The 16,963-nt window shown below is 64.0% G+C and carries 22 protein-coding genes; 3 read left to right on the top strand and 19 right to left on the bottom strand.

Annotated elements, in window-relative coordinates:
- Positions 1-64: 64 nt before the first annotated feature.
- Positions 65-1,264, bottom strand: a complete 1,200-nt coding sequence (locus tag CSC74_RS14870) for an aminotransferase class I/II-fold pyridoxal phosphate-dependent enzyme (RefSeq protein WP_162315278.1) — start codon at positions 1,262-1,264, stop codon at positions 65-67.
- Between the two features lie 162 nt (positions 1,265-1,426).
- On the bottom strand, positions 1,427-1,921 hold the full coding sequence (locus CSC74_RS14865; RefSeq protein ID WP_162315277.1) for a peptidylprolyl isomerase: 495 nt from the start codon (positions 1,919-1,921) through the stop codon (positions 1,427-1,429).
- A gap of 97 nt (positions 1,922-2,018) precedes the next feature.
- Here CSC74_RS14865 and typA point away from each other — a divergent pair, with 97 nt between their 5' ends.
- The 3 genes from typA to CSC74_RS14850 all read left to right on the top strand — a co-directional run bounded on the left by typA (position 2,019) and on the right by CSC74_RS14850 (position 6,058).
- Positions 2,019-3,848 carry a translational GTPase TypA gene (typA, locus tag CSC74_RS14860; RefSeq protein WP_162315276.1) on the top strand — a complete coding sequence of 610 codons (1,830 nt, stop codon included), beginning with the start codon at positions 2,019-2,021 and terminating at the stop codon, positions 3,846-3,848.
- A gap of 32 nt (positions 3,849-3,880) precedes the next feature.
- Positions 3,881-4,348: a DUF2127 domain-containing protein gene (locus CSC74_RS14855; protein ID WP_162315275.1), complete on the top strand. Its 468-nt coding sequence runs from the start codon at positions 3,881-3,883 to the stop codon at positions 4,346-4,348.
- Positions 4,349-4,462: 114 nt separating this feature from the next.
- Complete coding sequence (locus CSC74_RS14850; protein WP_425501469.1) at positions 4,463-6,058, top strand: amidase; 1,596 nt, start codon at positions 4,463-4,465, stop codon at positions 6,056-6,058.
- Between the two features lie 90 nt (positions 6,059-6,148).
- Here the strand turns inward: CSC74_RS14850 and CSC74_RS14845 are convergent, their stop codons facing one another.
- The 17 genes from CSC74_RS14845 to rplX form a co-directional block, all read right to left on the bottom strand.
- Positions 6,149-7,546 carry a class II 3-deoxy-7-phosphoheptulonate synthase gene (locus tag CSC74_RS14845; protein WP_162315273.1) on the bottom strand — a complete coding sequence of 466 codons (1,398 nt, stop codon included), beginning with the start codon at positions 7,544-7,546 and terminating at the stop codon, positions 6,149-6,151.
- Between the two features lie 58 nt (positions 7,547-7,604).
- On the bottom strand, positions 7,605-8,114 hold the full coding sequence (locus CSC74_RS14840; protein WP_162315272.1) for a disulfide bond formation protein B: 510 nt from the start codon (positions 8,112-8,114) through the stop codon (positions 7,605-7,607).
- A gap of 152 nt (positions 8,115-8,266) precedes the next feature.
- Positions 8,267-8,647 (bottom strand): 50S ribosomal protein L17, encoded by a 381-nt coding sequence (gene rplQ, locus CSC74_RS14835; protein WP_162315271.1) that lies wholly within the window; start codon positions 8,645-8,647, stop codon positions 8,267-8,269.
- 192 nt (positions 8,648-8,839) lie between these two features.
- On the bottom strand, positions 8,840-9,838 hold the full coding sequence (locus CSC74_RS14830) for a DNA-directed RNA polymerase subunit alpha (RefSeq protein WP_162315270.1): 999 nt from the start codon (positions 9,836-9,838) through the stop codon (positions 8,840-8,842).
- A 51-nt stretch (positions 9,839-9,889) separates the two neighbouring features.
- A complete protein-coding gene (rpsD, locus tag CSC74_RS14825) occupies positions 9,890-10,522 on the bottom strand; it encodes a 30S ribosomal protein S4 (RefSeq protein ID WP_162315269.1) in 633 nt (210 codons plus the stop codon).
- A 14-nt stretch (positions 10,523-10,536) separates the two neighbouring features.
- Positions 10,537-10,929 carry a 30S ribosomal protein S11 gene (gene rpsK, locus CSC74_RS14820; RefSeq protein WP_162315268.1) on the bottom strand — a complete coding sequence of 131 codons (393 nt, stop codon included), beginning with the start codon at positions 10,927-10,929 and terminating at the stop codon, positions 10,537-10,539.
- Between the two features lie 12 nt (positions 10,930-10,941).
- Positions 10,942-11,298 carry a 30S ribosomal protein S13 gene (rpsM, locus tag CSC74_RS14815; protein ID WP_162315267.1) on the bottom strand — a complete coding sequence of 119 codons (357 nt, stop codon included), beginning with the start codon at positions 11,296-11,298 and terminating at the stop codon, positions 10,942-10,944.
- 365 nt (positions 11,299-11,663) lie between these two features.
- The gene (secY, locus tag CSC74_RS14810) at positions 11,664-13,016 is read right to left on the bottom strand and encodes a preprotein translocase subunit SecY (protein WP_162315266.1); all 1,353 of its coding nucleotides are present in this window, start codon (positions 13,014-13,016) and stop codon (positions 11,664-11,666) included.
- A gap of 7 nt (positions 13,017-13,023) precedes the next feature.
- Entirely contained in the window at positions 13,024-13,461 is a 438-nt protein-coding gene (gene rplO, locus CSC74_RS14805) for a 50S ribosomal protein L15 (protein WP_425501467.1), read from the bottom strand.
- Between the two features lie 5 nt (positions 13,462-13,466).
- Complete coding sequence (gene rpmD / locus CSC74_RS14800) at positions 13,467-13,679, bottom strand: 50S ribosomal protein L30 (RefSeq protein WP_162315265.1); 213 nt, start codon at positions 13,677-13,679, stop codon at positions 13,467-13,469.
- Complete coding sequence (rpsE, locus tag CSC74_RS14795) at positions 13,669-14,217, bottom strand: 30S ribosomal protein S5 (RefSeq protein WP_162315264.1); 549 nt, start codon at positions 14,215-14,217, stop codon at positions 13,669-13,671. The genes rpmD and rpsE overlap by 11 nt, the downstream gene beginning before the upstream one ends.
- 153 nt (positions 14,218-14,370) lie before the next feature.
- Complete coding sequence (gene rplR, locus CSC74_RS14790; protein ID WP_162315263.1) at positions 14,371-14,727, bottom strand: 50S ribosomal protein L18; 357 nt, start codon at positions 14,725-14,727, stop codon at positions 14,371-14,373.
- Positions 14,728-14,759: 32 nt separating this feature from the next.
- Complete coding sequence (rplF, locus tag CSC74_RS14785; protein WP_162315262.1) at positions 14,760-15,287, bottom strand: 50S ribosomal protein L6; 528 nt, start codon at positions 15,285-15,287, stop codon at positions 14,760-14,762.
- Between the two features lie 12 nt (positions 15,288-15,299).
- Positions 15,300-15,695: a 30S ribosomal protein S8 gene (gene rpsH, locus CSC74_RS14780; RefSeq protein WP_162315261.1), complete on the bottom strand. Its 396-nt coding sequence runs from the start codon at positions 15,693-15,695 to the stop codon at positions 15,300-15,302.
- 67 nt (positions 15,696-15,762) lie between these two features.
- Positions 15,763-16,068, bottom strand: coding sequence for a 30S ribosomal protein S14 (gene rpsN, locus CSC74_RS14775; protein WP_162315260.1), 306 nt, complete (start codon positions 16,066-16,068; stop codon positions 15,763-15,765).
- A gap of 20 nt (positions 16,069-16,088) precedes the next feature.
- Positions 16,089-16,631, bottom strand: coding sequence for a 50S ribosomal protein L5 (rplE, locus tag CSC74_RS14770; RefSeq protein WP_162315259.1), 543 nt, complete (start codon positions 16,629-16,631; stop codon positions 16,089-16,091).
- Positions 16,632-16,642: 11 nt separating this feature from the next.
- Entirely contained in the window at positions 16,643-16,957 is a 315-nt protein-coding gene (gene rplX, locus CSC74_RS14765; RefSeq protein ID WP_093289956.1) for a 50S ribosomal protein L24, read from the bottom strand.
- Between the last annotated feature and the right edge of the window lie 6 nt (positions 16,958-16,963).

Below are 16,963 nucleotides of genomic sequence, written 5' to 3'. Positions count from 1 at the left end.
GTTTCATAGGGTGGGCCCTGGCCCACCGCACGGGAAAGATGGTGGGCCGGAGCCCACCCTACGGTCATTTCAACTCGGCGAAGAATTCCTGGATCCGCTGCATGCCCGGCGCCAGTTGCGCGGTCGGACAGGTGTAGCTGATGCGCAGCGCGCGCGGCTCGCCGAAGGCCGAGCCCGGCACGCAGGCCACACCCTTGCTTTCCAGCAGCGCATTGCAGAAATCGATGTCGTTGTTGATCGCGACACCGTCATGCGACTTGCCGAAGGCCACGCTGATGTCCGGGAACACATAGAACGCGCCCTGCGGACGCGGGCAGACCACTCCCGGGATCGCGGCCAATGCGGCCATGACCTGGTCGCGCTTGCCCTGGAACTCCAGGTTCTTGGCCGTCGTCACGTCCTGCGGACCCGACAGCGCGGCGATGGCGGCGGCCGTGGTCACTTCCGGGATATTGGTGATGTGGTTCGAGTTGAGCGTGGTCACCGCCTGGGCGATGGCTTCGGGGCCGGCCATGAAGCCGACGCGCCAGCCGGGCATGCCGTAGGTCTTGGACAGCGAATCCACGAACACGGTGCGCTCGCGCAGTTCCGGCCGCGCTTGCACGAAGTTGAAGTACTCCAGGCCGTCGAACAGCATGCGGTTGTAGATGTCGTCGGTGATGATCCAGGTCTGCGGATGCTTCACCAGCACTTCGGCCAGGGCGATGACTTCTTCCTTCGTATAGACCATGCCGGTCGGGTTGGAAGGATTGTTGAACAGGAACACCTTGGGCTTGGTCGCCAGCGCGGCATCGAGCTGCGCGGGAGTCAGCTTGTAATCCTGGCCGGCCGGGCACGGCAGCAGCAGGATTCTGGCGTTGACGATCTCGGCGATATCGACGTACGAGGTCCAGTACGGCGTCGGGAACGCGATGGTGTCGCCCTCGTCCAGCAACACTTCGGCCAGGTTGTACAGCACGTGCTTGGCGCCGATGCCGGTGGACAGGTTGGCGCGGGTATAGCCGGTCAGGCCGAGGTCCTGCATGTGCTTGAGGAAGGCATCCAGCAGCGCATCGGCGCCGCGGTTGGAACCGTATTGCCCCGAATCCTTGGACAGCGCGTCGCGTGCGGCCTGGTAGACGTGTTCGCCAGGCAGGAAATTGGGCACGCCGATCGAGAAGCTGATGATGTCGCGGCCGGCGGCCTTGAGCTTCTTGGCTTTTTCGGCGACCGCCATGATCGCACTGGGCTTGGCGCGACCCATGCGCCCGGCTAACTTGAGCATTGCAGAACCTCGTGGGGGTGAGGGAAACGAGCCGCTGTTGCGGCGCAAAATTTTAGCATGAGCGCGGGTTCGCTCTCCTGTTGCGGGAGGGGCCTCGGCCCCGATGCTTTCCGATACCAGAGCGTCGGGGCCAAAGCCCCTCCCACAGGCAACCCGGATACCTCAGGCGCTGAGGTACTTGTTCCACTCGGCAACGCGGTCGGCCTTGGCGGCCAGCACGGCGGCGGTGTCGCCTTCGATCTTCACCGAGGCGAGGGCATCGCCGCCGGCCACGCTGTCGACCACGTCCAGGCCTTCGACGACCTTGCCGAACACGGTGTGCTTGCCGTCCAGCCACGGGGTGGCCACGTGGGTGATGAAGAACTGGCTGCCGTTGGTGTTGGGGCCGGCATTGGCCATGGACAGCACCCCGCGCTCGTGGCGCACGCCATTGTTGGTCTCGTCCTCGAACCGGTAGCCCGGGCCGCCACGGCCGGAACCCTCGGGGCAGCCGCCCTGGATCATGAAATCGGGGATGACCCGGTGGAAATTGAGGCCGTCATAAAAGCCGCGCTGGGCCAGATTGACGAAATTGGCCACGGTCAGCGGGGCCTTGTCCGGGTACAGCTCGACCTTGATGGGGCCGCGGGCGGTGTCGAAGGTGGCGATCAGGGACATGAATGGATCCAGATTAGATGAATGGCTCGGCGCCAGGTTCTATATAATACCCGGCTTCTTTCCAGGCCCCAGCGTGCCCGAACGGCGCGCCTTTCCCATGTCCATCCAAAATCTCCGCAACATCGCCATCGTCGCCCACGTCGACCACGGCAAGACCACCCTCGTCGACTGCCTGCTGAAGCAGTCCGGCACCTTCAACGAACGCACCGTGTTGGCCGAGCGGGTGATGGACAGCAACGACCAGGAAAAGGAACGTGGCATCACGATCCTGTCCAAGAACACGGCCATCACCTGGCGGGGCAACCGCATCAATATCGTCGATACCCCGGGCCACGCCGACTTCGGCGGCGAGGTCGAGCGCGTGCTGTCGATGGTCGACTCGGTGCTGATCCTGGTCGACGCGATGGACGGACCGATGCCGCAGACCCGCTTCGTGACCCAAAAAGCGTTCGACATGGGTTTCAAGCCGATAGTGGTAGTCAACAAGATCGACCGCCCGGGCGCGCGTCCGGACTGGGTCATCGACCAGGTGTTCGACCTGTTCGACAAGCTCGGCGCCACCAACGAGCAGCTCGATTTCCCGATCGTCTACGCCTCGGCGCTGCACGGCTACGCCAGCCTCGACGATGCCGCCCGCGACGGCGACATGACCCCGCTGTACGAAGCGATCATGAAGCACGTACCGGCGCCGACGGTGGACCCGGACGGTCCCTTCCAGATGCGCGTCAGCCAGCTCGACTACAACAACTTCGTCGGCCTGATCGGCGTCGGCCGCATCCAGCGCGGCAAGGTCCGCACCAACATGGCGGTCAGCGTCGTCGACCGCGAAGGCAAGAAGCGCCAGGGCAAGGTCCTGCAGGTGCTCGGCTTCATGGGCCTGGAGCGCGTGGAAGTCGAGGAAGCCGAAGCGGGCGACATCGTCGCCATCTCCGGCGTCGCCGAGCTCAGCATTTCCGACACGATCTGCGCGCTGGACACCCCGGAAGCGCTGCCGGCCCTGACCGTCGATGAACCGACCATCTCGATGACCTTCCAGGTCAACAACTCGCCGTTCGCGGGCAGCAAGGAGCACAGCGGCGGCAAGTTCATCACCAGCCGCCAGATCCGCGAGCGCCTGGAACGCGAGACCCTGCACAACGTGGCGCTGAAGGTCGAGGAAGGTTCGGATCCGGACAAGTTCCTGGTCTCCGGCCGCGGCGAGCTGCACCTGTCGGTGCTGATCGAGAACATGCGCCGCGAAGGTTTCGAGCTGGCCGTGTCGCGTCCCGAGGTCATCATCAAGGAGATCGACGGCAAGCAGATGGAGCCGGTCGAGCAACTGGTGGTGGACATCGAGGAGCAGCACCAGGGCGGGGTCATGGAAAAGCTCGGCGTACGCAAGGGCCAGCTGAAGAACATGGAATCCGACGGCAGGGGCCGCGTGCGCCTGGACTACATGATTCCGGCGCGCGGCCTGATCGGCTTCCAGAACGAATTCAAGACCCTGACCCAGGGTTCGGGCCTGCTGTTCCACGTATTCGACCATTACGGCCCGAAGGAACAGGGCGCCATCGCCAAGCGCCAGAACGGGGTGATGATCGCCAATGCGCCCGGCGCCACGCCGGCTTATTCGCTTGGGCCGCTGGAAGAACGCGGCAAGCTGTTCGCCGCCGAAGGCGACAACGTCTACGAAGGCCAGCTGATCGGCATCCACTCGAAGGACAACGACCTCACCGTCAACGCCATCAAGACCAAGCCGCTGACCAACATGCGCGCCTCCGGCAAGGACGATGCGATCAAGCTGACCCCGGCGATCAAGTATTCGCTGGAGCAGGCGCTGGACTTCATCGAGGACGACGAACTGGTCGAAGTCACCCCGAAGGAAATCCGCCTGCGCAAGAAGTTCCTCAACGAGAGCGACCGCAAGCGCGCCTCGCGCGCCGCCTGATCGATCCGCCAGGACCGGCGCGTCGTAGCGTAGTGACGGAAACCCATTACAACCCGGCGCCGCGGGCGCATCCGGGCCTGCATGTGCTGGCCTTGTTCGAAGGCCTGAAGGGTTTCCTGGCCCTGATCGCGGCCGCCAGCCTGGAAGTGCTGGGGCCGCAGCCGCTGCGCAATGTGATCTCCGGCTTGATCGCCAGGTTCAACCTCGACCCGGACCACGGCACCCTGCCCTCGCTGTTGAATGCGATCAATCCTGGCGCCGTGCATCTGGCCGTGGCCGTGGTCACCCTGTACGCGATCTGGCGCCTGGTCGAGGCCTGGGGTCTGTGGCGGGCCAAGGCCTGGGCCTCGTGGCTGGGCTGCGTGGGCACGGCCGCCTACCTGCCACTGGATCTGTACGCCCTGTACCACCATCCCGGCTGGCATACCTGGCTGGTGCTGGCCATCAACCTGGCGGTGGTCGCCATCCTTGCGCGCGACCTGCTCAAACGACGCCACTGAAGCGCGTTCCATCAGCGCCCGGATCCGTCCTGCTTGCCATTGCGCACGCACCCGATGCTGGGTAGCCTGCATCACGCACTTTCTTCCGGACCCGACTTGATGCGGCGCATCCCGCTGTTGCTCGCTCTCATCCTTGCGCTCGGCGCTTGCGATTCCACCGCCCCCGATGCCACGCCGACGAGGGCCGCCGCCGAGCCTACCGACTTCATCTATGCGGAAGCCGACATCGCCGACCTGCAGGCGCGCATGCAGCGTGGCGAACTGGACAGCCGCACGCTGACCCAGGCCTACCTGGACCGCATCGCCGCCATCGACAAGGCCGGCCCGGCGCTCAATGCGGTGATCGAGATCAACCCCGACGCGATGAAGGAAGCCGCGCTCCGCGATGTCGAACGCAACACCAATTCCGTGCGTGGCCCGCTGCATGGCATCCCGATCCTGCTGAAGGACAACATCGGCGCGACCCCGATGGCCAATTCCGCGGGCTCGCTGGCGCTCAATGAGTTCCATCCGCGCAGCGACGCCTTCCTGGTCCGGCGTCTGCGCGAGGCCGGCGCGGTGATCCTGGGCAAGACCAACCTCAGCGAATGGGCGAACTTCCGCTCCACCCATTCCACCTCCGGCTGGAGCGGCCGTGGCGGGCCGACGCGCAATCCCTATGTCCTGGACCGCAGTCCCTGCGGTTCCAGTTCGGGCAGCGCAGTGGCGGTTTCGGCCAATCTGGCCGTGGCCGCTATCGGCACCGAAACCGATGGCAGCATCATCTGCCCCGCCGCGATGAACGGCGTAGTGGGCCTGAAGCCCACCGTCGGACTGATCAGCCGTGAAGGCATCATCCCCATCTCCTTCAGCCAGGACAGCGCCGGGCCGATGACCCGCAACGTCGCCGATGCGGCGCAACTGCTGACCGTGCTGGCCGGGCGCGACGACGCCGACCCGGCCACCGGCAACGCGGCCTGGAACACCACCCTGGATTACCACGCGCACCTGAACCCGAATGGCCTGAAGGGCGCGCGCATCGGCGTGCTGCGCAGCAAGTTCGCCATCCATCCCGATGCCGCCGCGGCCATGGAAGTGGCGATCAAGACCCTGCGCGAAGCCGGCGCCACCGTGGTCGATGCCGAGATCCCCACCGACGGTCAATGGTCGGACGACGAAGACACGCTGCTGCTTTACGAATTCAAGTCCGGGCTGGAACGCTATCTGGCCAGACAGGACGCGCCGCTGAAAAGCCTGTCCCAGCTGATCGGCTACAACCAGCAATACCGTGATTCCGAGATGCCGTTCTTCGGCCAGGAATTGTTCGAGCAGGCCAATGCCAAGGGCGGCCTGGGCGAAGAGTCCTATATCGGCGCCCGCTCGCGGGCCAAGCGACTGGCCGGGCCGGAGGGCATCGATGTGGCGTTGAAGGCACAGCAACTGGATGCATTGATCGCACCCGCCACCGGACCGGCCTGGGTCATCGATCGGCAGGCCGGCGATCGCTTCCCCGGCGCCGGCTATGGCGCCGCCGCGGTCGCCGGTTATCCCAGCCTGACCATCCCGATGGGCAGCAGCAATGGCTTGCCGCTGGGCATCGTGTTCATGGGCACCGCGTGGAGCGAGCCGCGGTTGATCGAACTGGGTTATGCCTACGAGCAGCTGACCTTGGCGCGCGAGCCGCCGAAATACCTGCCGAGTATGCCGGCCGCCGCCAAGGCGCATCAGTAGGATCCGCGTCGGTCTCCCGCGAACCTGCATCTCGCGGGATCGACCCGGACCCTCGAAGAACGAGGCTTGGCTGGCCCCCGCAGCCGATCGTTATTGGCGCGCGGCGGGCGCCGCCAGCTGGTTCTGCTTGCGCACGATCGACATCGCGATCTCCAGCGACTGCTCGTAATTCAGTCGCGGATCGACCGTCGAGCGGTAGGCGCGCTCGAGATCGATATCGGTCAGTTCACGCGCGCCGCCAGTGCACTCGGTGACATCCTCGCCGGTCAGCTCCAGGTGCACGCCACCCAGTCGCGTCCCAGCGGCGGCATGCAGGTCGAAGGACTGTTCCACTTCGCCGCGGATGTTGTCGAAGCGGCGCGTCTTGTAGCCGTTCGACGTGCTTTCGGTGTTGCCATGCATCGGATCGCAGACCCACAGCACGCGCCGCCCGTCGCGGCGCACCGCATCGAGCAACGGCGGCAGCTTCTCCGCGATCTGGGTCGCGCCCATGCGATGGATGAAGGTCAGGCGGCCCGGCTCGTCTTCGGGATTGAGGATATCGATCAGGCGCAGCAGCTGGTCCGGATTCACCGAAGGCCCCACTTTCAGCGCGATCGGATTACGCACGCCGCGCAGGTATTCCACGTGCGCGCCATCGACCGCGGCGGTACGCATGCCGATCCACGGGTAATGCGTGCTCAGGTTGAACCAGCCCCACTGTCGCGGCACTTCGCGGGTCAGCCCTTCCTCGTACGGCAGCAGCAGGGCTTCGTGCGAAGTGTAGAAATCGATGCGGTTCAAGTTGTGCACCTCCGAACCGGACAGCGTCTCCATGAAACGCACCGCATCGCCGATGGAAGTGACCATCTGCTGGTATTCGTTGGCGTTGGGCGAGTAGCCGACCCAGTTGAGGTTCCAGTATTCGGGATGATGCAGGTCGGCGAAGCCGCCATCGATCAGCGCGCGCACGAAATTCATGGTCATCGCCGAGCGCGCATGCGCCTTGATCATCCGTCGCGGGTCCGGGATGCGCGCTTCGGCGGTGAACTCGGGCTGGTTGACCAGATCGCCGCGGTAGCTGGGCAAGGTCACGCCGTCGCGGGTTTCGGTGTCGGTGGAGCGCGGCTTGGCGTACTGGCCGGCGAAGCGACCCACGCGCACCACCGGCAGGCGCAGGCCATGGACCAGCACCAGGCTCATCTGCAGGAGGACTTTCAGGCGGTTGGAAATCAGCCCGGACTCGCAGTCGCTGAAGCTTTCCGCGCAATCGCCGCCCTGCAGCAGGAAGCGCTTGCCTTCCTGCGCTTCGGCCAGCTGCTTCTTCAGTGCGAAGATTTCCCAGGAAGTCACCAACGGCGGCAGTCGCCGCAACTCACCCTGCGCCGATTCCAGCGCCTGCGCGTCCGGATACGTGGGCATCTGCACCGCGGTGCGCGAGCGCCAGGAAGCGGGCGTCCACTCGGCGGGAATGTTCACGGCACGGAGATTGCGGTCGGTGTTGCTCATGGCGGTTTCCTTGGCGGATCACCATGTTGCCAGAATGATGCGCCGCGTCAATTCTTGCTTATGAAACCTTCCGCCTGCGGAAACCGGCATGCAGCGCCCACAGCGCGAGCACCGCGAAACAGATCAGGCTCCATGCCGGCATCGCCAGGCCGAGGAAGGTCCAGTCGACCCGCGCGCATTCACCGGAACCGGTGAACACCTTGCGCAACACATCGGCCAGCGGGAAGGCTTCCATCATGAACGACAGGTCCGGGCCGCAGGCGGGCACCTGGTCCGCCGGCAGGTGTTGCAGCCAGACGTGGCGGCCGGCGATCGAAATCCCCAGTGCGGCGGCCAGCAATGCGAGTACGCCATAGGTTCCCCGCCCGGCACGGCCACGCGGCGCGTGCAACCCGCCGATCAGGAACACCAGGCCGAGAAGCACGAATGCGCCGCGCTGGAAACTGCACAACGGGCACGGCACCAGCCCGCCGTAATGTTCCAGGTAAAGCGCATAGGCGAGCAACGCGAAACACGCGAAGAAGCCGCAAAGGAACTGCGTGCGGAACGACCAGCGGAACGGATTCATGGCATGCCTGGGATCGGACGACTGCCGCCATTATCGCCGGGACTGCGCCATCGGGCATATGCCGCAAGTGACGAGCCCGAAAAAACGAACCCCGGCGCATGGCCGGGGTTCGCTGGTGCATTGCATGGAGCGCGCGCGATTGCTCGACGGGATTACTCGACGAGAGCTGCGGCTTCCGGACGGTCCAGCAGTTCGACGTAGGCCATCGGCGCATTGTCGCCAGCGCGGAAACCGCACTTGAGGATGCGCAGGTAGCCGCCCGGGCGCGACTGGTAGCGCGGACCCAGGGTGGTGAACAGGGTGCCGACCGCTTCCTTGTCGCGCAGGCGGGCGAAGGCGAGGCGGCGATTGGCGACGCCGTCGACCTTGCCGAGGGTGATCAGCGGTTCCGCGACGCGACGCAGTTCCTTGGCCTTCGGCAGGGTGGTGCGGATCAGGCCGTGCTTGATCAGCGAGGCGGCCATGTTGCTGAACATCGCGTGGCGATGGGCGCTGGTGCGGCTGAACTTGCGGCCGGCTTTCTGGTGGCGCATGGTTTTGATTCCTGGTTAATGTTGATGCTGTTGGAGTTCGCTGTCGCCATCATGGCGTTGGTACCTGGACTGCGGATGGCCCGAGCCCGGTCGTCCTGATCGGGCATCGCCGCGCCCCTTCAGGTGCGTCGGCGTTGTGTTGCGTTTACAACCGGAAACCCGCAGTTGCTGCGGGTTTCCGTTATTGCTTGATCAGCCCAGCATGCCGTGCTGCGAGACACCGGCCGGCGGCCAGTTTTCCAGCTTCATGCCCAAAGAGAGGCCGCGCTGGGCGAGGACTTCCTTGATCTCGGTCAGCGACTTCTTGCCGAGGTTCGGGGTCTTCAGCAGCTCGACTTCGGTCTTCTGGATCAGGTCGCCGATGTAGTAGATGCTCTCGGCCTTGAGGCAGTTGGCCGAACGCACGGTCAGCTCCAGGTCGTCGATCGGGCGCAGCAGCACCGGATCCACGCCGGTCGGAGCCGGCTTGGCGCCGCCACGGTCGCGGTGGGTGAAATCGCCGAACACCGACAGCTGGTCGCTAAGGATATCGGCGGCGGTGCGCACGGCTTCCTCGGCGTCGATGGTGCCGTTGGTCTCGATTTCCAGGACCAGCTTGTCCAGGTCGGTGCGCTGCTCGACGCGCGCGGCTTCCACCGCATAGGCGACGCGGCGCACGGGCGAGAACGAAGCGTCCAGCATCAGGCGGCCGATGGTGCGGGTTTCCTCGTCCGGACGGCGGCGGGCGGCAGCCGGCTGGTAGCCGAAACCGCGCTCGATCTTCAGGCGCATGTTGATCGCCGTGTCCTTGGTCAGGTTGCAGATGACCAGGCCCGGGTTGAGGATCTCGACGTTGTGGTCGGTCTTGATGTCGCCGGCGGTGACCACGCCCGGGCCCTGCTTGGCCAGGGTCAGGGTGGAGCTGTCGCCGGTGTGGATGCGAATGGCGACGTCCTTGAGGTTCAACAGGACTTCAAGCACGTCTTCCTGCAAGCCTTCGATGGTGCTGTATTCGTGCAGCACGCCGTCGATCTCGACTTCGGTGATCGCGTAGCCGGGGATGGACGACAGCAGCACGCGGCGCAGCGCGTTGCCGAGGGTGTGGCCGTAACCGCGTTCCAGCGGTTCGATCACGACCTTGGCGCGATTGTCGCCAAGGCGTTCGATTTGCGGGCCGCGGGGACGCAGTACCTGCTGTGTGGTAACCGTCATGTTGCTTGGTCTCCTGCAAATCCCCGGCTGATCCGGGGACTCGTGATGGGATTACTTCGAGTACAACTCGACGATCAGCGCTTCGTTGATGTCGGCGGGCAGGTCTGCACGATCCGGCACGGCCTTGAACACGCCGCTGAACTTCTTCGAGTCCACTTCAACCCACGAGGGGCTGAGGTCCATCTGCTGCGACACGGTCAGGGATTCCTGCACGCGAAGCTGCTTCTGGGCCTTTTCGGAAAGCTCGATCGCATCGCCGGCCTTGATCTGGTACGACGGCAGGTTCACCGACTTGCCGTTGACCAGCACGCCGCGGTGCGACACCAGCTGGCGCGCGGACGGACGGGTGATGGCGAAGCCCATGCGGTAGACGACGTTGTCCAGGCGGGTTTCCAGCAGCTGCAGCAGGTTCTCGCCGGTGTTGCCCTTCTTGGTCGAGGCCTTCTTGTAGTAGTTGCGGAACTGGCGCTCCAGCAGGCCGTAGATGCGCTTGACCTTCTGCTTCTCGCGCAGCTGGGTGGCGTAGTCGGACAGCTTGCCCTTGCGGGTGTTGGTGGCGCCGTGCTGGCCGGGCTTCTGCTCCAGCTTGCACTTGGAGTCCAACGCACGCGTCGGGCTCTTGAGGGAAAGATCGGCGCCTTCGCGGCGGGCGAGCTTACAGGTGGGACCAATATAACGAGCCATTTCTCTTCAGCTCCTCAGACGCGACGCTTTTTGGGCGGGCGGCAACCGTTATGCGGGATAGGCGTAACGTCGATGATGTTGGTGATTTTGTAACCAACGTTGTTGAGCGAACGCACCGCGGACTCGCGGCCCGGGCCTGGACCCTTGATGCGTACTTCCAACGACTTCAGACCGTAGTCCAGTGCGGCGCGGCCGGCCTTTTCGGCGGCGACCTGCGCTGCGAACGGCGTGGACTTGCGGGAACCGCGGAAACCCGCGCCGCCCGAAGTGGCCCACGACAGCGCATTGCCCTGGCGGTCGGTGATGGTGATGATGGTGTTGTTGAAAGAAGCGTGGACGTGGGCGACGCCGTCGGTGACGACGCGCTTGATCTTCTTCTTGACTTTCTTTTCGGCTGGTTTGGCCATGATGCGCGCCCCTTACTTCTTGATGGCTTTGCGCGGACCCTTGCGGGTGCGTGCATTGGTACGGGTGCGCTGGCCACGCAGCGGCAAGCCACGGCGATGACGCAGGCCGCGGTAGCAACCCAGGTCCATCAGGCGCTTGATCGCCATACCCACTTCGCGACGGAGGTCGCCTTCGACGATGAACTTGCCGATTTCGGCGCGCAAACGCTCGACGTCCGGCTCGGACAGGTCACGGATCTTGGTGGTCGAAGCCACGCCTGCGGATTCGCAGACCTTCTTCGACCGGGTACGGCCAATGCCGTAAATGCTCTGCAACCCGACCCAGACGTGCTTCTGGGCAGGCAGGTTGACACCTGCGATACGCGCCATGACGCGATTCTCCAACTGTGTTTGGTGGCCCGATTGCAGGCAAACCCGTGAAGGTCTGGTGCAAGCCGGCGGAGTGAACTGCGAATTTTAACAAGATCTCGGGTTTCTGGGAAGCCCTTGCAAGCCAATGACTTGCAGGAACCACGGCATGGGGAGTGTGCCCATGCTCCGGCGCCGGAACCCGCCTGAGACGCAGCCCTCCCGGCCTTGGCCGTTCAGGATCCGCCCCGCCCCGCGCTACTCTTGCGCAGGGACTGGCTGGTTCTCACCTGTGCGCGAGATCGCCGCCCAGGCCGCCCATCTGAAGTTGCGAGCCCGGCCACCAACAATGCCCGGACTGTTGCGGAAAGACTCCGCGGTATTCCTCAGTTGCGCGCCATACCGCCGCGCGAACTGCCTTTCAGGTTGGCTTTCTTCAACAGGCCTTCGTACTGGTGCGACATCAAGTGGGCCTGGACCTGGGCGATGAAATCCATCACCACCACGACCACGATCAGCAACGAGGTGCCGCCGAAGTAGAACGAGGCGCCCAACTGGGTACGCATGATATCCGGCAACAGGCAAACCGCCACCAGGTACATCGAACCGATCGCAGTCAAACGGGTCAGCACCGCGTCCACGTAGTCGGCCGTGGCCTTGCCTGGACGGATACCCGGGATCAGCGCGCCGGACTTCTTCAGGTTGTCCGCGGTTTCCTGCGAGTTGAACACCAGCGCCGTATAGAAGAACGCAAAACCGGTGATCAGGGCCGCGAGGACGATCATGTGCAGCGGCTCCCCAGGCGCCAGCGCCTGCGATGCGCGTTGCAGCCACACGGTCGAGGTGGACTGACCGGACCACAAAGCCAGCGTGGCCGGGAACGCCAGGATGCTGGAGGCGAAGATCGGCGGAATCACGCCGGACATGTTCAACTTCAACGGCAGGAACGACGTCTGGTTCATGTACGCGTTGCGGCCACCCTGGCGGCGCGCGTAATTGACCGTGATCCGGCGCTGTCCGCTCTCGACGAACACCACGAAATAGGTGAAGCCCGCCACCACCAGGGCGATGATGATCAGGGAGATGACGCTCATGCTGCCTTCGTTGACCGCGCTGAACGTGTTGATCACGGCCACCGGCAGGCCAGCGACGATGCCGGCGAAGATGATCAGCGATACGCCGTTGCCGACGCCGCGCTCGGTCACCTGCTCACCGACCCACATCAGGAAGATCGTGCCTGCCGTCAGGGCGACGACCGCGGTCAGAACGAAGCCCATGCCCGGGTTGTAGACCACCGGCATGCCGCCCGGCGCGACCTGGTTCTGCAACGCGATCGCGATGCTGCCGCCCTGCACCACCGCCAGCAACACCGCGCTTATGCGCGAGTACTGGGTGATCTTGCGCCGGCCGGATTCGCCTTCCTTCTGCAACGCCTTGAGCGAAGGAAAGATATGCACGGCCAGCTGGAACACGATGGATGCCGAGATGTAGGGCATCACGTTGAGTGCGAACAGGCTGAAACGGTGCAAGGCGCCGCCCGAGAACATGTTGAACATGTCCACGATGCCGCCGCCCTGCGCCTGCATCATCGCCAGCATCGCATCGGGGTTCACGCCGGGAACCGGAATGAAGCAACCGATGCGATAGACGATCAGCGCGCCGACCACGAACAGCAGGCGCTGGCGCAGTTCAGTGAACTTGCCCAACCCGCCTACGCCGCCTGCGTTGCCTTGCGCCATTCTGCGATTACTCCTGCACGCTGCCGCCGACGGCTTCGATAGCCGCCTTGGCACCGGCCGTGGCAGTGATGCCCTTCAGCACGAACTTCTTGGTCAGGTCGCCCTTCTTGACGATCTTGGCGCGCTTGGCGCTGGTCGGAACCAGCTTGGCGGCCTGCAGCGCGGCGAAATCGATCTCGCCGGCCTCGAGCTTGTCCAGCTGGTACGACATCACTTCGGCGCAATCCAGCTTCAGCTTCGAGCGGAAACCGACCTTCGGCAGGCGCTTGATCAAAGGCATCTGGCCGCCTTCGAACTTGGCCTTGATCTTGCCCTTGCCCGAACGCGCGAACGAACCCTTGTGGCCGCGGCCGCAGGTCTTGCCCAGGCCGGAACCGATACCGCGACCGACGCGCTTGCGCTCGGTGCGGGCGCCTTCGCCGGGCTTGAGTGTGTTGAGATGCATATCGATTACTCCTCGACGCGAACGAGGTAGTGGACCTTGTTGATCAGGCCGCGTACCTGCGGGCTGTCCTTCAGTTCACGCACATCGTTGAGCTTGTTCAGGCCCAGCGCCTTCACCGACAAGCGGTGGATGCCCTGGGAACCACGCAGGCCGCGCACCAGGCGGACTTTAACGGTACCGTTCTTGACCGTACCGGTCTTGTTGGACTCACTTGCCATAATTGAGTTCCTCGATTTTCTTGCCGCGCTTGGCCGCGATGCGGGCCGGCGACTGCATGTCGCCCAGGCCCTTCAGCGTGGCGCGCACCAGGTTGATCGGATTGCGCGAACCCACGGCCTTGGCCAGCACGTCCTTCACCCCGACCGCTTCCAGCACGGCGCGCATGGCGCCGCCGGCGATCACGCCGGTACCTTCGGAGGCCGGCTGCATGTACACACGCGCCGCGCCGTGGCCGGCCTTGACCGGGTGCCACAAGGTGCCGTTGTTCAGGTCGACATTGAGCATGCCCTTGCGCGCATATTCCATCGACTTCTGGATCGCGACCGGCACTTCGCGCGCCTTGCCGTAACCGAAACCGATCTTGCCGTTGCCGTCGCCCACCACCGTCAAGGCGGTGAAGGTGAACTGGCGACCGCCCTTGACCGTCTTGCTGACGCGGTTGACCGCGACCAGCTTCTCGATCATGCCGTCGTCTACTTTCTCTTCGCGGTTGCGGTCGCGATCACGACCCCGCGGTGCACGTTGTTCTTCAGCCATTTCCGGATTCCTTAGATGATTAAGTGATTACGGCTTTGCCGCTTATAGTTGTGGAATGCTGCGGTGGACCGCCGTCACGGACAGAAGCCGCGGGGCGTCCGGCAAAAACCTTGCCGGCGGCCTAAGCGTGGGGACGAGCCCCACGCATTTCAATCAGAACTTGAGGCCGGCTTCGCGGGCGGCGTCGGCCAGGGCCTTGATCCGGCCATGGTAACGGTAGCCCGAACGGTCGAAGGCGATCTTCTCGATACCGGCGGCCACGGCGCGTTCGGCGATCACCTTGCCCACGCGGGCAGCGGCGTCGCTGTTCTTGCCGTTCTTCAGGCCTTCCTTGACGTCGGCCTGCAGGGTGTTGGCGGCGACGATGACCTTGGAGCCGTCCGCGCTGAACAGTTGCGCGTACAGATGCTGGCCAGTGCGCAGCACCGACAGGCGCGGCACGCCGAGCACACGGATGTGGGCGCGGGTGCTCTTGGCGCGGCGGAGACGGGCGTTGTTCTTGATGCTCATGATCTTGATCCTTGGGAAGCGGATAAGCCTTATTAGGCTTTCTTGGCTTCCTTGCGAATGATGACTTCGTCGGAGTACTTCACGCCCTTGCCCTTGTAGGGCTCCGGCGGACGGTAACCGCGAATCTTGGCGGCCACTTCACCGACGCGCTGCTTGTCCGAGCCCTGGACCAGGATTTCGGTCTGGGTCGGGGTGGTGATGGTGATGCCTTCCGGAGTCTTGAACAGCACCGGGTGCGAAAAGCCCAGCGACAGGTTCAGGTCCTTGCCCTGCATCGCGGCGCGGTAACCCACGCCTACCAGCTCGAGCTTGCGCTCGAAGCCTTCGGACACGCCCTTGACCATGTTGGCCAGGATCGCGCGGATGGTGCCGGTGATCGCGTCGTCTGCCGGAGTGGCCGGGGACAGATTGAGGGTGCCGTCTTCGAGCTTGATCTCGACGCCGGCCGGCTTGACCAGCGACAAAGTGCCCTTCGGGCCCTTGACGCTCAGCGTATCGGTCTGGTTGTTGAATTCGACGCCCTTGGGCAGGGTGATCGGCTGTTTGGCTACACGGGACATGCGATTACTCCCTTAAGCCACGAAGCACAGGACTTCACCGCCGACGCCATTCTGGCGCGCCTGCGAGTCGGTCATGATGCCCTTGGAGGTGGAAATGATGGCGACGCCGAGGCCGTCCAGCACCTTCGGCAGGTCGGACTTGCCGCGGTAGTGACGCAGGCCCGAACGCGAAACACGGGTCAGGCGCTCGATCACCGGCTTGCCTTCGAAGTACTTCAGCACGATCTCGAGCTGCGGCTTGCCGTCGACGGTGTTGACGCGCGAATCGGCGATATAGCCTTCGGCCTTCAACACGCCGGCGATGGCGACCTTGATGTTGGACGACGGCATCTTCACCGTCGGCTTGCCCACAGCGGCCGCATTCTTGATGCGGACCAGCATGTCGGCGATGGGATCAGTCATGCTCATTGCGTATTACCCTTATGAGTGCACCGATATCCGCTTTCGCGAAAATCTTTGGTTGAAGGAACTTGTATTACCAGCTGGCCTTGCGCAGGCCAGGCACGTCGCCGTTCATCGTCGCCTTGCGCAGCATGTTGCGGCCCAGGCCGAACTTGCTGTACACGCCGCGCGAGCGGCCGGACAGTGCGCAACGGTTGCGCTCGCGGCTCGGCGACGAATCGCGCGGCAGCTTCTGCAGCCTGGTCACGGCTTCCATCTTTTCTTCGTACGAAGAGCCCGGGCTGGAGATGGTCTTCTTCAGCGCTTCGCGCTTGGCGGCGTATTTCTTGGACAGCTTGGCCCGCTTGATGTCGCGGTTAACCATTGAGGTCTTGGCCATGGACGGTTTTCCTTAGCGGATCAGTTGCGGAACGGGAATTTGAAAGCTTCGAGCAGCGCCTTGGCTTCGGCGTCGGTCTTGGCGGTGGTGGTGATGGCGATATCCATGCCGCGGAGCGCATCGACCTGGTCGAAGTCGATTTCCGGGAAGATGATCTGTTCCTTCACGCCCATGTTGTAGTTACCGCGACCGTCGAACGAACGGGCCGACACGCCACGGAAGTCGCGCACGCGCGGCAGCGCGACGTTGACCAGGCGATCGAAGAACTCGAACATCCTGGCGCGGCGCAGGGTGACCTTGCAGCCGATAGGCCAGCCGTCGCGGATCTTGAACGAAGCCACCGAGACGCGCGACTTGGTCGTGATCGGGCGCTGGCCGGTGATCTTGGCCAGGTCGGCGACCGCATTCTCCAGGATCTTCTTGTTGGTCGCGGCTTCGCCGACGCCCATGTTGATGGTGATCTTGGTGATCCTCGGCACTTCCATCGGATTGGAGTAGCCGAATTTCTCGGTCAGGCTGGGAACAACCTGTTCCTTGTAGAACTTTTCGAGACGGGTGGTCATTGCTTCATTCCTTAGGCGTCGAGCGCCTCACCGCTGGAGCGGAACACACGCAATTTGCGTCCATCCTCCAGCACCTTGAAACCGATACGCTCGCCCTTGCCGGAAGCCGGGTTGAACAGCGCGATATTGGAGATGTGCATCGAGGCTTCACGCTCGACCACGCCGCCGGCGACACCCGCCTGCGGGTTCGGCTTGGTGTGGCGCTTGATGATGTTGACGTTGGACACGATCACCCGATCGCCATCCACACGCACCACGTCACCACGCTTGCCCTTGTCCTTGCCGGCGATGACGACCACCTGGTCGCCCTTCTTGATACGGTTCATATATAA

The organism is Pseudoxanthomonas yeongjuensis (assembly GCF_010093345.1).
Taxonomy (GTDB): domain Bacteria; phylum Pseudomonadota; class Gammaproteobacteria; order Xanthomonadales; family Xanthomonadaceae; genus Pseudoxanthomonas_A; species Pseudoxanthomonas_A yeongjuensis.
The sequence above is the reverse complement of the archived record's forward strand: the minus strand, read 5'-3'. Positions and strand labels throughout refer to the sequence as shown.

Coding starts and splice junctions, on each gene's coding strand:
- CSC74_RS14870 (WP_162315278.1), bottom strand. CDS start 1,264: ATGCTCAAGTTAGCCGGGCGCATGGGTCGCGCCAAGCCCAGTGCGATC.
- CSC74_RS14865 (WP_162315277.1), bottom strand. CDS start 1,921: ATGTCCCTGATCGCCACCTTCGACACCGCCCGCGGCCCCATCAAGGTC.
- typA (WP_162315276.1), top strand. CDS start 2,019: ATGTCCATCCAAAATCTCCGCAACATCGCCATCGTCGCCCACGTCGAC.
- CSC74_RS14845 (WP_162315273.1), bottom strand. CDS start 7,546: ATGAGCAACACCGACCGCAATCTCCGTGCCGTGAACATTCCCGCCGAG.
- CSC74_RS14840 (WP_162315272.1), bottom strand. CDS start 8,114: ATGAATCCGTTCCGCTGGTCGTTCCGCACGCAGTTCCTTTGCGGCTTC.
- rplQ (WP_162315271.1), bottom strand. CDS start 8,647: ATGCGCCACCAGAAAGCCGGCCGCAAGTTCAGCCGCACCAGCGCCCAT.
- CSC74_RS14830 (WP_162315270.1), bottom strand. CDS start 9,838: ATGACGGTTACCACACAGCAGGTACTGCGTCCCCGCGGCCCGCAAATC.
- rpsD (WP_162315269.1), bottom strand. CDS start 10,522: ATGGCTCGTTATATTGGTCCCACCTGTAAGCTCGCCCGCCGCGAAGGC.
- rpsK (WP_162315268.1), bottom strand. CDS start 10,929: ATGGCCAAACCAGCCGAAAAGAAAGTCAAGAAGAAGATCAAGCGCGTC.
- rpsM (WP_162315267.1), bottom strand. CDS start 11,298: ATGGCGCGTATCGCAGGTGTCAACCTGCCTGCCCAGAAGCACGTCTGG.
- secY (WP_162315266.1), bottom strand. CDS start 13,016: ATGGCGCAAGGCAACGCAGGCGGCGTAGGCGGGTTGGGCAAGTTCACT.
- rplO (WP_425501467.1), bottom strand. CDS start 13,461: ATGCATCTCAACACACTCAAGCCCGGCGAAGGCGCCCGCACCGAGCGC.
- rpmD (WP_162315265.1), bottom strand. CDS start 13,679: ATGGCAAGTGAGTCCAACAAGACCGGTACGGTCAAGAACGGTACCGTT.
- rpsE (WP_162315264.1), bottom strand. CDS start 14,217: ATGGCTGAAGAACAACGTGCACCGCGGGGTCGTGATCGCGACCGCAAC.
- rplR (WP_162315263.1), bottom strand. CDS start 14,727: ATGAGCATCAAGAACAACGCCCGTCTCCGCCGCGCCAAGAGCACCCGC.
- rplF (WP_162315262.1), bottom strand. CDS start 15,287: ATGTCCCGTGTAGCCAAACAGCCGATCACCCTGCCCAAGGGCGTCGAA.
- rpsH (WP_162315261.1), bottom strand. CDS start 15,695: ATGAGCATGACTGATCCCATCGCCGACATGCTGGTCCGCATCAAGAAT.
- rpsN (WP_162315260.1), bottom strand. CDS start 16,068: ATGGCCAAGACCTCAATGGTTAACCGCGACATCAAGCGGGCCAAGCTG.
- rplE (WP_162315259.1), bottom strand. CDS start 16,631: ATGACCACCCGTCTCGAAAAGTTCTACAAGGAACAGGTTGTTCCCAGC.
- rplX (WP_093289956.1), bottom strand. CDS start 16,957: ATGAACCGTATCAAGAAGGGCGACCAGGTGGTCGTCATCGCCGGCAAG.